Origin of the sequence: Pseudomonas sp. GXZC, from assembly GCF_026967615.1 — a bacterium.
Classification (GTDB): Bacteria; Pseudomonadota; Gammaproteobacteria; order Pseudomonadales; family Pseudomonadaceae; genus Aquipseudomonas; species Aquipseudomonas azotoformans_A.
Map to the genome: position 1 here is coordinate 3,680,582 of NZ_CP114115.1, position 13,565 is coordinate 3,694,146.

The 13,565-nt window shown below is 60.7% G+C and carries 12 protein-coding genes and 1 pseudogene; 8 read left to right on the forward strand and 5 right to left on the reverse strand.

Annotated features, from left to right (window positions below):
• Nucleotides 1–40: 40 nt before the first annotated feature.
• Both OZ428_RS34730 and OZ428_RS34735 read right to left on the reverse strand, forming a co-directional pair.
• A complete protein-coding gene (locus tag OZ428_RS34730; RefSeq protein ID WP_442964841.1) occupies nucleotides 41–904 on the reverse strand; it encodes a methyl-accepting chemotaxis protein in 864 nt (287 codons plus the stop codon).
• A pseudogene (locus tag OZ428_RS34735) lies at nucleotides 899–1,654 on the reverse strand (MCP four helix bundle domain-containing protein); the annotation flags it as partial. The pseudogene OZ428_RS34735 and the gene OZ428_RS34730, both read right to left, overlap by 6 nt.
• A 157-nt stretch (nucleotides 1,655–1,811) precedes the next feature.
• Between OZ428_RS34735 and OZ428_RS17080 the strand changes: the two are divergent.
• A complete protein-coding gene (locus OZ428_RS17080) occupies nucleotides 1,812–3,017 on the forward strand; it encodes a multidrug effflux MFS transporter (protein ID WP_269130607.1) in 1,206 nt (401 codons plus the stop codon).
• A 2-nt stretch (nucleotides 3,018–3,019) separates the two neighbouring features.
• On the opposite strand, the gene OZ428_RS17085 is transcribed toward OZ428_RS17080, so the two are convergent.
• The 3 genes from OZ428_RS17085 to OZ428_RS17095 form a co-directional block, all read right to left on the reverse strand.
• The gene (locus tag OZ428_RS17085) at nucleotides 3,020–3,607 is read right to left on the reverse strand and encodes a hypothetical protein (RefSeq protein WP_269130608.1); all 588 of its coding nucleotides are present in this window, start codon (nucleotides 3,605–3,607) and stop codon (nucleotides 3,020–3,022) included.
• Nucleotides 3,608–3,653: 46 nt separating this feature from the next.
• A complete protein-coding gene (locus OZ428_RS17090) occupies nucleotides 3,654–4,568 on the reverse strand; it encodes a site-specific integrase (RefSeq protein WP_269130609.1) in 915 nt (304 codons plus the stop codon).
• Nucleotides 4,569–4,676: 108 nt separating this feature from the next.
• On the reverse strand, nucleotides 4,677–5,489 hold the full coding sequence (locus tag OZ428_RS17095; protein WP_269130610.1) for a M949_RS01915 family surface polysaccharide biosynthesis protein: 813 nt from the start codon (nucleotides 5,487–5,489) through the stop codon (nucleotides 4,677–4,679).
• A 401-nt stretch (nucleotides 5,490–5,890) separates the two neighbouring features.
• Between OZ428_RS17095 and arnC the strand changes: the two genes are divergently transcribed.
• Genes arnC through OZ428_RS17130 form a run of 7 tightly spaced genes read left to right on the forward strand, consistent with a single transcriptional unit; the run spans nucleotide 5,891 to nucleotide 13,564 of the window.
• Nucleotides 5,891–6,916, forward strand: a complete 1,026-nt coding sequence (gene arnC, locus OZ428_RS17100) for an undecaprenyl-phosphate 4-deoxy-4-formamido-L-arabinose transferase (protein ID WP_269130611.1) — start codon at nucleotides 5,891–5,893, stop codon at nucleotides 6,914–6,916.
• Between the two features lie 2 nt (nucleotides 6,917–6,918).
• Complete coding sequence (arnA, locus tag OZ428_RS17105; protein WP_269130612.1) at nucleotides 6,919–8,910, forward strand: bifunctional UDP-4-amino-4-deoxy-L-arabinose formyltransferase/UDP-glucuronic acid oxidase ArnA; 1,992 nt, start codon at nucleotides 6,919–6,921, stop codon at nucleotides 8,908–8,910.
• Nucleotides 8,910–9,794: a 4-deoxy-4-formamido-L-arabinose-phosphoundecaprenol deformylase gene (gene arnD, locus OZ428_RS17110; protein WP_269130613.1), complete on the forward strand. Its 885-nt coding sequence runs from the start codon at nucleotides 8,910–8,912 to the stop codon at nucleotides 9,792–9,794. Before arnA ends, arnD begins: the two co-directional genes overlap by 1 nt.
• On the forward strand, nucleotides 9,791–11,446 hold the full coding sequence (gene arnT, locus OZ428_RS17115) for a lipid IV(A) 4-amino-4-deoxy-L-arabinosyltransferase (RefSeq protein WP_269130614.1): 1,656 nt from the start codon (nucleotides 9,791–9,793) through the stop codon (nucleotides 11,444–11,446). The genes arnD and arnT overlap by 4 nt, the downstream gene beginning before the upstream one ends.
• Entirely contained in the window at nucleotides 11,443–11,790 is a 348-nt protein-coding gene (gene arnE / locus OZ428_RS17120; protein ID WP_033902882.1) for a 4-amino-4-deoxy-L-arabinose-phosphoundecaprenol flippase subunit ArnE, read from the forward strand. Before arnT ends, arnE begins: the two co-directional genes overlap by 4 nt.
• Nucleotides 11,787–12,188, forward strand: coding sequence for a 4-amino-4-deoxy-L-arabinose-phosphoundecaprenol flippase subunit ArnF (gene arnF / locus OZ428_RS17125; protein ID WP_033902883.1), 402 nt, complete (start codon nucleotides 11,787–11,789; stop codon nucleotides 12,186–12,188). Before arnE ends, arnF begins: the two co-directional genes overlap by 4 nt.
• Nucleotides 12,185–13,564 (forward strand): UDP-glucose dehydrogenase family protein, encoded by a 1,380-nt coding sequence (locus OZ428_RS17130; protein WP_016974732.1) that lies wholly within the window; start codon nucleotides 12,185–12,187, stop codon nucleotides 13,562–13,564. The genes arnF and OZ428_RS17130 overlap by 4 nt, the downstream gene beginning before the upstream one ends.
• Nucleotide 13,565: the final 1 nt, after the last annotated feature.

The following is a 13,565-nucleotide window of genomic DNA, read 5'->3' on the forward strand; positions in this document are numbered from 1 at the left end:
ACTCAACTAAATGACTATTTAGTTGAGTTAAATCAATAGCTTACATCTGGAAGCGATCGACCGACTGCGACAACTTCCCGGCCAGGTTGGACAGTTCATCGGTGGTCGAGGCCGTCTGCCCGATCACCCGGCTATTGCTCTCTGACATCCCCGCAATCATCTCCACCTGGTGCGCAATTTCATTGCTGGCCAGGCTCTGCTCGCCGATGGTCCGGGAGATATCGTTGACCATTTCCGTGGTATTCAACGTCGCTTGGAGAATCTCGCGAATCGCCCGCTCCACCTCGGCGGTGACCGCCATGCCTTTGTCCACCTGAGCAACGCCCTCCTCCATACTGGTCACCGCTTCCCGGGTGTTTTGCTGGATACGCCCGACCATGGCGGCAATTTCCTGGGTCGACGCGCTGGTGCGTCCGGCAAGGTTGCGCACTTCATCAGCAACCACAGCAAATCCGCGCCCCTGCTCGCCAGCACGAGCGGCCTCGATCGCGGCATTCAGGGCCAGCAGGTTGGTCTGGTCAGCGATCCCCTTGATCACCTGGATAATGCTGAAAATGGCCTCGGACTCCTTGTCCAGCGTGCGGATCACCTGGGCCGATTGCTGCGCGGAACGGGCAATGCCATCCATGTCACTGACCACCTGATGAATCACCCGGCCGCCGTCCTTGGCCAAGGTTTCCGCCTGGTTGGCCATGTCCAGTGCGCGTCCGGCATGCCGGGTGATTTCCTCGATGCTTGCGGTCATTTCACTCGCGGCAGCGGCCATGGTGCTGGCGGCGGCGCTCTGTTGCTGGCTGCTGCCGGCCACTTCATGGCAGCCACGGCTCAGTTGCTCGCTCATGCCATTGACGCCATGGGCGTTGCTGCGCACCACGTCGATCATGCCGCGCAGGTCCTTTTGCATCGTCGCCAGGCTACGGATCAAGGCGCTGGCTTCATCCTTGCGTTGGGGCTCGACGATGGGTTCGCTCAAGTTGCCACGCGCAATGCTGGCGGCAATGCGGCTGGCCGCCTGTAAGGGGCCCATGATGCTGAGGATCACCCAACGGCCCTGGGCCAACAGCAGTAGAAGACTGGCAATCAACACCACGCCCAGGGTGACGTTGGCGTTGCTGATGGTCTGCCGGGTGCCCATGCTGGTCTGCTGGTTATTGGTTTCGATCAACTCGCTCAGGCCCGCCATTTGATCTTCCAACTGGCTGAACGCGCTGTTGAACGTGCCCAGTTCCGCGCGTGCGGCTTCAGGATTGTCCAGCGCCAGGGCGACGATTCGCTCGCCGGTGGCGATGTAGTTATCCAGGCTGGGTTTGATTTTTTCCAGGCTTGCCTTGAGCGAATCGTCCAGCGGCAGCTTGAGGTTGTCTGCCAATACTTGCCGAAAATGCTCGGCATGCTCTTTCAAAGAACTGTCGACTTCGGCCTTGCTGCTGGTGCTTTTGCCCAGGCCCACCAGCATCGCCGATAACACGTCAGCGCGCAGGGCGTCGTGCATCATGTCGGCTTCCATATGGTTGCGCAGCACCGTCATGCTCACTTCGCTGTCTTGCACGGCAGTGCCCATCCGGGTATTTCCCAGGTAGCCGGCCAGGCTCATGATCAAGGCGGCGAGCAATCCGGTCGCTATCAACAGCATCAAGCGTAGTTTGATCGTCATGCTGGTATCCCCGTGCCTGGTCAGCCGGTTGGGAACCCAACCGCAGAAGCCCCGCTGCTCATGTTATCGGCCATCCCTACTGCTTATTGAAGCCTAAGTTTGCGGATCTGCGCGTATCCCTTAAGCTGACCGGCCCTTGCTCCGCCCGGAACTGCTCATGTCTCGAAGTATCGCCCACCTTGCCCTCCTGCTGGGCTTGATCACTGCCGTCGGCCCGTTCGCCATCGATATCTATCTGCCGGCGCTGCCGACCCTGGGCGCGAGCCTGCACGCCTCGCCGGCGTTGGTGCAGATGAGCCTGACGGTGTTCTTCGTCATTGTCGGCGTGTGCCAGTTGTTCTACGGGCCGATCAGTGATGTGTTCGGGCGCAAGCCGCCGATTTATGCCGGCCTGGTGATTTTTGCCGTGGCCAGTGTCGGTTGCGCACTGGCGCCGACGATTGAATCACTGATCGCCTTTCGTGCCCTGCAGGCGTTCGGCGCGTGCGCGGGGATGGTGATTCCGCGCGCCATCGTGCGTGACCTGTACACCGGGCATGAAGCCGCGAAACTCATGGCGTTGCTGATGCTGGTGATGAGTGTTTCGCCGATCCTTGCGCCGCTCGCTGGCAGCCTGGTCATCTCGTTGTGGAGCTGGCGCGAAGTGTTTGCCGTGCTGGCGGTGCTTGCGGTGGCGTGCCTGGTGATGACCATCGTGCAACTGCCGGAAACCCATCCCGCCGAACGGCGCTTGGGCAAGACCCTGGGCAACGCCTTCAGCAGCTATGGCGCATTGCTGCGAGACCCGGTATTCATCGGTTTGTCGGTGGTGTGCGGATTCGGTTTGGCGACGTTCTTTGTGTTTATCGGCAGCGCGCCGTTCGTGTACATTGAACATTACGGCCTGACGCCCACGCAGTTCAGTCTGGGGTTTGCCGTGAATGCTGCGTCGTTTTTCGCCATGAGCCAACTCACCGCGCGCCTCAGCGCACGCTTTGGCCTGGCGCCGCTGATTCGTTGGTCGGTGGTGGCTGTGGCGGCGGTTATGGCGGTGCTGGCGGTCACGACGTTGTGGGTCGACAGCCTGGCCTTGATGATGACGTTGCTGTTTATCGGCTTCGGTTTTCTCGGTCTACTGTTGCCGGCCGCCGGCGTGTTGTCGCTGGAGGACCACGGCGCCGTGGCCGGTTCTGCGTCGGCCCTGCTCGGGGCGATCCAGATGATCACGGCGGCCGTGTCCATGACGGTGATCGGTGTGTTCGCCGATCACACGCCAGCGCCGATGCTGATTGGCATTGCGCTATGCGCCATCGCTGCGATGCTCACCACACTGTGGACCTTGCGTCGCCTACCGGCTCACTTGGCCAGCGCCCCGCCCTCCTAAGTTCAGACGTTTTCGCTTGAGCGGGTACAGGTCTTGGTAGTGACCTGCTTGATCTGCCAATTGCTGAAACCAATAGTTCGCGTCGTTTTGACTTCTCGACGGACAAGGCGCATCGGCGAAACGTCTTTTCTCAGTAAACCATCGGATAAAATGTTCACTCCCAGGGCGCCACCCAGCAGACCCAGTACGAGGCCAATGACATCGACGAATTTATCCAGTGTCCGATACAGCGGTTTGCTGAACGAGGATATGTCCGATCCCGGTTTGGGCTCATCACATTGTTTACCCTCTGAGAGGGCCCGCCCGCATCGTTTTCTCTCAGTATCCGCGTTGGTTTTATCGCTCTTGGTTTGCGCGTCTAGGGACTCTGCATCTTGAGTGGCCTTGAAATCGTCGAGCTTATCCAACAAAAATGCCGGTGGAACCGCCGACAGCAAAACCAGTAGCAGACCCAAAATGATGTTTTGTCGGGCCGCAGTGGAGCGCCTCCACACCTTGCCGCTTCGAACGCGTATACAGATAGAGGCCGTCAGCACGGCCCAAACAGCCAACGCTACTGCGGTTGACCACCAAAATTCCACAAACGTCATGTCGTTACATCTTCCTTAAGTCAAGTGAGGCCCTGGAGCCGAAAAATCACAAATCAAAACGATCCACCGCGCGCCGACGCTCATTGTCGTCACGCACGTCATAGCTGGCGGTGGTCTGGATATTGGTGTGATGTGCCAGTTTTTGCGCAATCGACAAGTCATGTTCTTCAATCACCCGCGTGATGAACGAGCGGCGGAAGTCGTGGGGCATGATCTTTACCCCCACTTGCTCGCCACGCTGGCGAGCGATGTAGTAGATCGCGTGCTTGGTGATGCGTTCGCGGGTGATATGGCTGCCGCGGCGGATGCGATTGAACAGGAAGTTGTCATCCTGCTCGCCTTCCTTGAGCTGCTCGCGGCGAAACGCCAGCCACGCCTGCAACTTGGTAAACGCCCAGTCCGGCGCATACTTGATCAGCTCTTTGTTGCCCTTGCCGATCACCCGCAGGCTGCGTTCTTCGAAGTTGATCTGCGCGAGGTCGAGGTTGACCGACTCCGACTTGCGCATGCCGGAACCGTAGAGAATGCCGATCACCGCTGCGTCCCGCAGACCTTGCGGGCGTGGGTCGGCGGCGCAGACTTCCATCATTTCGCGGATCAGACTGCGCCGCAGGTTGCGGCCCTGGCTCAGGCGCGTGCCCGGTGCAGCCTTGACGGTGCGCATGCGCAGCAGGTGTTCCTGGCTGATCAGGTTCAGGCGCCAGGCTTCATTCATCACACCGCGTACCGCGTTGACGTACAACGATGAGGTGTTCGGCGCATAGCCGTCCTCACGCAAGGCGGCGACCAGGGCAATCACGTGCTCGGGTTGCAGCAGGTGCCAGTCGATGTCGTCGAGGTTGATGTCCTCAAAGCCCAGGCGGTCGGCCGCGTCTTGCAGCACGTAGCGCATGGTCAGTTGGCTGGAGGGTGCCAGGCGGGTGAGGTAAAGGGTCAGCGGGTTGCGGATAGACTCAGTCAAGTTATGTCAGCCTTTGGCTTAAATACCTCGAACAAGCCTTTGATTAATCGAGGTATTTAGTGAATTGGCGAAGGCTGAGTCTAACCCAGGAGCGGCCCTGGCACAAAATCACGGGGCCGTGTCGTCATCTTCGGTAGCGTCCTGCGGCTGGACTTGGGTCTGGCTCCAGTCGCTGTCCTGCTTCTGCATCAGCGCGAACCAGTGCTGGCGCATGAACGTAAGGTAGGCGTCGGGGGCCTTGGCAAAATCCTTTTCGTCGCCGTAGCAACCGGGCAATGGCAACTCGGTGCCCTGCTCCTTGTACTGGCTGACCAACGCTTGCTGCCCGGCCACGCTGCAATCCTTGGGTAATGGCATGCCACGCAAGGCGCCGGCCTCTTCGTCCCACCAGGCCGCGCCGACCCGGTCGACACCGCGCAGACGGTACTTCTGCGACTTGCCGACATGCATGATCAGCTTGAATTCGTTAGGGCTGACATCACTGGTGCAGGTGCGCGAATAGCCCACGGTGGCCTGGGTGATGCCATCGCCAGTCAGGTCAGTGACCTTGGTTGCAGCCCGGTCAAAGCGCAGCGAGGCGTCGAACTCGCAATGCTGCACATCGTCGTAGAGCATCCATACGCGCTTGGGGCGGTTGCCATCGATCAGGTACTGGGCCGCGTACACAAACGCCGACTGAGTACCGTCGTCGTCACGCTCGCTGACCTGCTCGGCAAGCACCAGCAGGTTCTTGCCTTGTTTGTCGTCCCAGGTGTAGGCGGCGATCTGCTTGCCACGCACCTCGACACCGTCCGGCACCTGGTCAATGCTCGTGAGCGCGACCCCGTCGTCGGCCTGTACGGTGCTGACCCACGCCACGCTCATCAACAAACCCATCAACACTGGCCGCAACTGGCCCCGTAAACGCTGCACGCTATTCATCCGATCACCCTGGCAAGAGACGGCTTACTTTACCGGCACTTGGGGCGTATTGCAGAGAAGATTCTTCACTAAATGGGGTGGCCGAGGTCGCGCGTTCAAGTTGAACCAAACGCACGCCGAACCGTTCCTATTTCGCCTGCCAACTAAGCGTTAGTTGCCTAGCTGAACCCTAGCTGTCTACCTGTCAAATAAACGAGTTTTTCATCTGCCTTTCATATCTGTTCCACATTTTTACGCTTAATCTTAAACACAGCACTTCATAGCAAACCGCGCTATATCGTCTAACCTCTTGATTACGCTTCACCTTTGGTTCCGCTTTTTAGCCTGCGGCCTGGACTTTCGCCTAATGATTGCTGCTGTTTCCATGCTCCAAGTTGCTCTAACCCCGAGGTCATGAATCTTTGAAACCCTACCCTATTCATTGCGTGTCGATCGTTATCCCGGTCTACAACGAACAAGAGAGCCTGCCTGAATTGCTGCGCCGCACCACTGCAGCCTGCAAGCAACTGGCCTACGAATACGAAATCATCCTGGTGGATGACGGTAGTCGCGACAATTCGGCCCAACTGCTGGAAGACGCCGCTGCTGAAGACGGCAGCAACGTGGTCGCGGTGATCCTCAACCGCAACTATGGCCAGCATGCGGCGATCATGGCCGGTTTCGAGCAGTGCCGGGGCGAAGTGGTGATCACCCTCGACGCCGACCTGCAGAACCCGCCCGAAGAAATCCCGCGCCTGGTGGAACAAGCTGCCCTCGGCTACGACGTGGTCGCCACTGTGCGCAATAATCGCCAGGACTCGGCCTTCCGCCGCTGGCCTTCGCGCCTGATCAACCTGGCCGTGCAGCGCTCTACTGGCGTGGCCATGACCGACTACGGCTGCATGCTGCGCGCCTACCGCCGCACCATCGTCGACGCGATGCTGGCCTGCCGCGAGCGCAGCACCTTTATCCCGATCCTGGCCAACGGCTTTGCCCGCCACACCACCGAGATCCTGGTGCACCACGCCGAGCGTGAACACGGTGAGTCCAAATACAGCGCCATGCGCCTGATCAGCCTGATGTTCGACTTGCTGACGTGCATGACCACCACCCCGCTGCGCCTGCTGTCCATCGTCGGCTTCAGCCTGGCGGCGCTGGGCATGCTGTTTGCCATTGCGTTGATCGTCCTGCGCCTGGCCTTTGGTGCCGAATGGGCCGGCGAAGGGATGTTCGTGCTGTTTGCGGTGCTGTTCGTATTCACCGGCGGCCAGTTCATCGGCATGGGCCTCTTGGGTGAATACCTGGGCCGCATGTACAGCGATGTGCGCGCCCGCCCACGCTTCTTTATCGAAAAAGTGCTGCGCAACCAACCGGCAGCACCGGCTCCCGTGGTCGTCGTTGACGGCCTGGTGTCTTCCCATACCTCTACTTCTGCTGATCAGGTCTAAACATGAGTTCAAAAGCTGTTGTATTCGCGTACCACGATATTGGTTGTGCAGGCATTGAAGCGCTGCTCAACACCGGTTACGAAATTGCTGCTGTGTTCACCCATGCCGACGACCCGAAGGAAAACAACTTCTACGGTTCCGTTGCCCAACTGTGCGCACGCAATGGCATTCCGGTGCACGCGCCGGAAGACGCCAACCATCCGCTGTGGATCGAGCGCATCGCCAAGCTGAACCCGGACTACATTTTCTCGTTCTACTACCGCAACCTGCTGAGTGAGCCCCTGCTGGCTACCGCCCGCAAAGGCGCGTTCAACCTGCACGGCTCGCTGCTGCCCAAATACCGCGGCCGCGCCCCGGCCAACTGGGTGCTGGTCAACGGCGAAACCGAAACCGGCGTGACCCTGCACCGCATGGTCAAGCGTGCCGATGCTGGCGCAATCCTGGCCCAGCAGAAAGTCGTGATCGACCGCTCGGATACCGGCCTGACCCTGCACGCCAAACTGCGCGAGGCCGCCAGCAACCTGCTGCGCGATGCCCTGCCGCAACTGGCCCAAGGCAAATTGGCTGAAACCGTCCAGGACGAAAGCCAGGCCACCTACTTCGGCCGCCGCACCGCTGCCGATGGCAAGCTGGAGTGGAAAAAGCCGGCTGAAGAACTGTTCAACCTGGTGCGCGCGGTGACTCAACCCTATCCAGGCGCTTTCTGCGCGGTGGGCGAGCACAAGCTGATCGTGTGGCAAGCCGAAGTGGTCAAGGGCAACGAAGGCCTCGCGCCGGGCCGTGTGATCAGCGTCAACCCGCTGCGCATTGCCTGCGGTGAAGACTCCCTGGTGGTCAAGTTCGGCCAGCGCAACGACAACGGCCTGTACCTGGCCGGCCCGTCCCTGGCCAACGAATTGGGCCTGGTCGACGGTTCCGTGCTGCGTGGTGCCGAGTCTGGCCGCAAGCCACGCCGTACTCGCGTGCTGATCCTCGGCGTGAACGGCTTTATCGGTAACCACCTGTCCGAGCGCCTGCTGCGTGACGACCGCTACGAAGTCTACGGCCTGGACATCGGCTCCGACGCCATCGAGCGCCTGCGCAGCCACCCGAACTTCCATTACGTGGAAGGCGACATCAGCATCCACACCGAGTGGATCGAGTACCACATCAAGAAGTGCGACGTGGTCCTGCCGCTGGTGGCCATCGCCACCCCGATCGAGTACACCCGCAACCCGCTGCGCGTGTTCGAGTTGGACTTCGAAGAAAACCTCAAGCTGGTGCGCTACTGCGTCAAGTACAACAAGCGCGTGATCTTCCCGTCGACCTCTGAAGTCTATGGCATGTGCCAGGACCAGTACTTCGACGAAGACACCTCCAACCTGGTGGTCGGCCCGGTCAACAAGCAACGCTGGATCTACTCGGTCTCCAAGCAACTGCTGGACCGTGTGATCTGGGCCTACGGCGCCAAAGGCCTGAACTTCACGCTGTTCCGTCCCTTCAACTGGATGGGCCCGCGCCTCGACCGCCTGGATTCGGCGCGTATCGGCAGCTCCCGTGCGATCACCCAGTTGATCCTGAACCTGGTGGAAGGCACGCCGATCCGCCTGTTCGACGGTGGCGAGCAGAAGCGTTGCTTCACCGACATCGCTGACGGTATCGAAGCCCTGGCGCGCATCATTGATAACGACAACGACGCGTGCAATGGCCAGATCATCAACATCGGCAACCCGGAGAACGAAGCCAGCATCCGTCAACTGGGTGAAGAGCTGCTGCGTCAGTTCGAAGCGCACCCGCTGCGTGGCAACTTCCCGCCGTTCGCCGGTTTCCGCGATGTCGAGAGCAAGGCGTTCTACGGCACCGGTTACCAGGATGTGGCCCACCGCAAGCCAAGCATCGAAAACGCCAAGCGCCTGCTGAACTGGGAGCCGACCGTGGAAATGAGCGAAACCATCGGCAACACGCTGGACTTCTTCCTGCGTGAAGCCATGCTCGAAATAGCGGACAAGAAGTAATGCAGGCAGGCTTGCGAATCGACGTCGACACCTACCGCGGCACCCGTGAAGGTGTGCCACGGTTGCTTGAGTCCCTGGATGAAGCGGGGGTAAAAGCGACGTTCTTCTTCAGTGTCGGGCCGGACAATATGGGGCGCCACCTGTGGCGCCTGATCCGCCCGCAGTTCCTGTGGAAGATGCTGCGTTCCAACGCCGTCGGGCTGTATGGCCTGGATATCTTGCTGGCCGGCACCGCCTGGCCAGGCAAGCCGATTGGTCGTGACCTGGGGCATCTGATGCGCCAGGCCAAGGCCGCCGGGCATGAGGTGGGCCTGCATGCGTGGGACCACCACGGCTGGCAGGCCAACACCGGGCGCTGGAGCGAGGCACAGCTGATCGAACAGATCCGCCGTGGCGTCGACACCTTGAATGACATTCTCGGCGAGCGCATCGACTGTTCGGCCGCCGCCGGTTGGCGTGCCGACGAGCGCGTGGTGCAAGCCAAGCAAGCCTTCAATTTCCGCTACAACAGTGATTGCCGGGGCACCAGCCTGTTTCGTCCCACGTTGGCCGATGGCAGTGCGGGCACCCCACAAATTCCGGTGGACCTGCCGACCTTCGACGAAGTCGTCGGGCCGGTGGTGGCTGCCAAAGACTTCAACACGTTCATCCTCGACCGCTTTGCCGCGTCGAAGCTCAACGTCTATACGATCCACGCAGAAGTAGAAGGGATTCTGATGGCCAATGATTTTCGCCAGTTGCTCGCCCAGGCAGGGCAGCGCGGCATCGACTTCAAACCGCTGGGCGACTTGCTGCCGGCGGACCTGACCACCCTGCCCCAGCAACAGCTGGTGCGCGGCGCCTTGCCCGGCCGCGAGGGTTGGCTCGGAGTGCAACAGGCATGATCCGCCGTTGGGCCCTGCCCCTGCTCCTGTTGGCGTTTGGCGTGTTTTACCTGTTGCCACTGGCCACCCATGGCCTGTGGATTCCGGACGAAACGCGCTACGCGCAGATCAGCCAGGAAATGCTGCTGACCGGCAAGTGGGCGTCGCCGCACTTCATGGGCATCCGCTACTTCGAAAAACCCGCCGCGGGCTACTGGATGATCGCGCTGGGCCAGGCGATCTTCGGGCAGAACCTGTTCGGTGTGCGCTTTGCGTCGGCCTTGAGCACTGGCTTGAGCATTGTGCTGGTGTACCTGGTGTCACGCCGGCTATGGAATGACCCGCAAAAAAGCCTGATCAGCACCGTGCTGTACATGAGTTTTGTCAGCGTGGCGGCCCTGGGCGGTTATGCCAACCTCGATCCGCAGTTCACGTTCTGGGTCAACCTGACCGGTGTGGCCTTGTGGTTTTGCTTCGACAGCACCACCCGCAATGGGCGACTCGGTGCCTGGGCGCTGTTGGGGTTTGCCTGCGGCATGGGCTTTATGACCAAGGGTTTCCTGGCGTGGCTGCTCCCCGTATTGATCGCGCTGCCCTATGCGATCTGGCAAAAGCGTTTCCGCGAGCTGCTGGGTTATGGCCTGGTCGCTGTGGTTGTAGCAATTGTCGTCAGCCTGCCGTGGGCGCTGGCCGTGCACCTGCAAGAGCCCGACTACTGGAACTTCTTCTTCTGGCACGAGCATATCCAGCGCTTTGCCGGCGACGATGCGCAGCACGCCGAGCCGTTCTGGTATTACCTGCCGCTGCTGGTTGCGTTCTGCCTGCCGTGGGTGGCGTTGTTGCCGTCCACGCTCAAACAGGCCTGGCAAGACAAGCGCAGCGCAAAGATCGGTTTTGTGTTGCTGTGGCTGCTGATGCCCCTGGCGTTCTTCAGCCTGGCCAAGGGCAAGCTGCCCTCGTACATCGTGCCATGCCTGCTGCCGTTGGCGTTGTTGATGGGCAACACCCTGGCCGACAAACTGGCCCAGGGCCGTAGCCGTGCATTGCGCATCAACGGTTGGCTGAACCTGGTCATCGGCGTGGTGGCCTTGCTGGCGCTGACCTGGGTGCAACTGAAGAAGCCAGTATACGAGCACGGCCAGGAAACCCTCAGCCTGGTGTTGGTGTTCACCTTTCTGTTCGCCTGGATCCTGGTCAACCTGCTGCAGGCTGCGCGACCGCTACGTCTGTGGGCCGCGCCGGTACTCGGCAGTTGGCTGATGGTGGCCTTGTTGCCAGCCGCATTGCCGCATTCGGTGGTCTACAACAAGACACCTGACCAATTCATCATCGACCACCTGCAGGAACTGCAGCCAGCCACGGCCCTGCTGAGCAACGACCTCGGCGCGGCGTCGGCCTTGTCTTGGCGCCTGGCACGCCCGGACGTGACGCTCTACAACACCGTCGGCGAAGTCAAATACGGCCTGGCCTACCCGGACGCCACGCACCACAAGATTGACATCACTCAAGTCCAGCAGTGGATGAGCGAGGCGCGTAAAAAAGGCCCGGTCGGCGTGGTGATGCGCGTCAAAGGTGACGATGAAATCGCTGAAGTGGCGCTGCTGCCCAATGACGGCAAGCGCTATGAGCAAGGCAATATCGTGATCCTGATCTTCCCGCAGGTGACGCCGTGATCACCCTGCTGCTGTTATTGGCCGCGTGCCTGCTGACCTGCATGGGCCAGGTGTCGCAGAAATTCGCCGTGGAAAGCTGGCGCGATGTGCCCCAGGGCTGGGCGCTGAAGCTGCGTTCGCCGTGGCTGTGGTCGGCGCTGATGTGCTTGGGCCTCGGCCTGCTGGTGTGGCTGCTGGTGTTGCAGCGCCTGGAAGTGGGCATCGCCTACCCCATGCTCAGCCTGAACTTTGTGCTGGTCACCCTGGTGGCGCGGTTTGTCTTTCATGAGCCCATCGACAGCCGTCATTGGCTGGGCGTGGCGCTGGTGATCGGTGGTGTCGTGTTGTTGGGGCGTCACGTATGAGCCGGGTCCAAGGTTTTGCCCTGGCCCTGGGCAGTGTCGGCCTGGTCAGTGCTGCCCAGTTGGGCATGCGCTGGAGCATGACGCGCTTGCCGCTGCCCAACGAATGGCTCAGTGCACAGATCGATCTTGGCGCCCTCGGCGTGGTGAGCCTGGCGATCCTCGCCTACGCGCTGTCGATGCTCTGCTGGCTCGGTGCGCTCAAGCACCTGCCGCTGGGCCGCGCCTACTCACTGTTGAGCATCAGCTACGCGCTGGTGTACCTGCTGGCGGCCAGCCTGCCGGTGTTCAACGAACATTTTTCCGTTTCAAAAACCCTGGGGGTGGCCTTGGTCATCCTCGGTGTGCTGGTTATCAACTCTCGTCGTGCTAGCGCTACAAGTCCCAGGAATGCCCCATGAAAATCAGTGTATTTGGTAGTGGTTACGTCGGTCTGGTGCAGGCCACCGTATTGGCCGAAGTCGGTCACGATGTCATCTGCATGGACGTTGACAAAAACAAGGTCGAATCTTTGCAGAAAGGCCATGTGACGATCTTCGAGCCGGGGCTGGCGGCGATGGTCAAGGAAAACCTGGAAAGCGGGCGACTGCACTTTACTTATGACGAGAAGCTCGCGGTCGAACACGGCGAAGTGCTGTTTATCGCCGTGGGCACGCCTTCGGATGAAGACGGCTCGGCGGACCTGAAGTACGTGCTGTCGGTGGGCGATGCCGTCGCTCGTCATCGCAAGGAGCCGGTGATCCTGGTGGAAAAATCCACTGTGCCTGTCGGTACCGGCGACACCCTGCGCGCGCATATCGAAAAAGCCCTGCACCTGGCGGGTCGTCACCTGGAGTTCGATATCGTCTCCAACCCGGAATTCCTCAAGGAAGGCTCGGCCGTGGCCGACTGCCGCCGCCCGGACCGCATCATCATCGGCTGCGAGCGCGAAGAAGTGCGCGAGGTGATGCGCGACCTGTACGCCCCGTTCAACCGCAACCATGACCGTATCATCTTCATGGACCTGCGCAGCGCCGAGCTGACCAAATACGCCGCCAACTGCATGCTGGCGACCAAGATCAGCTTCATCAACCAGATCGCCGAGCTGGCCGAACACCTGGGCGCGGACATTGAAGCCGTACGCCTGGGCATCGGCGCCGACTCGCGTATCGGCTACCACTTCATCTACCCCGGCTGCGGTTATGGCGGCTCGTGCTTCCCCAAGGACATGCGTGCCCTGATCCACAGCGCCAAACAAGCCAACTGCTCCAGCGACCTGTTGGAAGCGGTGGAAGCCATCAACCAGCGCCAGAAGAGCAAGCTGTTCGAACGCATCAACGCGTTCTTCAAGGGCGACCTGCGCGGCAAGACCTTTGCCCTGTGGGGCCTGGCGTTCAAGCCGAACACCGACGACATGCGCGATGCGCCGAGCCGCGTACTGATGGAAGCCTTGTGGGCCGCCGGCGCCAACGTGCGTGCGTTCGACCCCGAAGCCATGCAGGAAACCCAGCGTATCTACGGCGATGATCCACGGCTGATGCTGATGGGCACCCCGGAATCCACCCTGGGTGGCGCCGATGCGCTGATCGTCTGCACCGAATGGCAGCAGTTCAAGGCGCCGGACTTCGATCTGATCCACCAGCGCCTGAAAACCCCGGTGATCTTCGACGGTCGCAACCTCTACGACGGCGAGCGCCTGGCGCGCAAAGGCTTCCAGTACTACCCGATCGGCCGTGGCGACTCCTGCCAGTTGCCGATTCCGCAGCAGCAGTGGTTGCCGCAGGTCGTGGAAGCCTGAG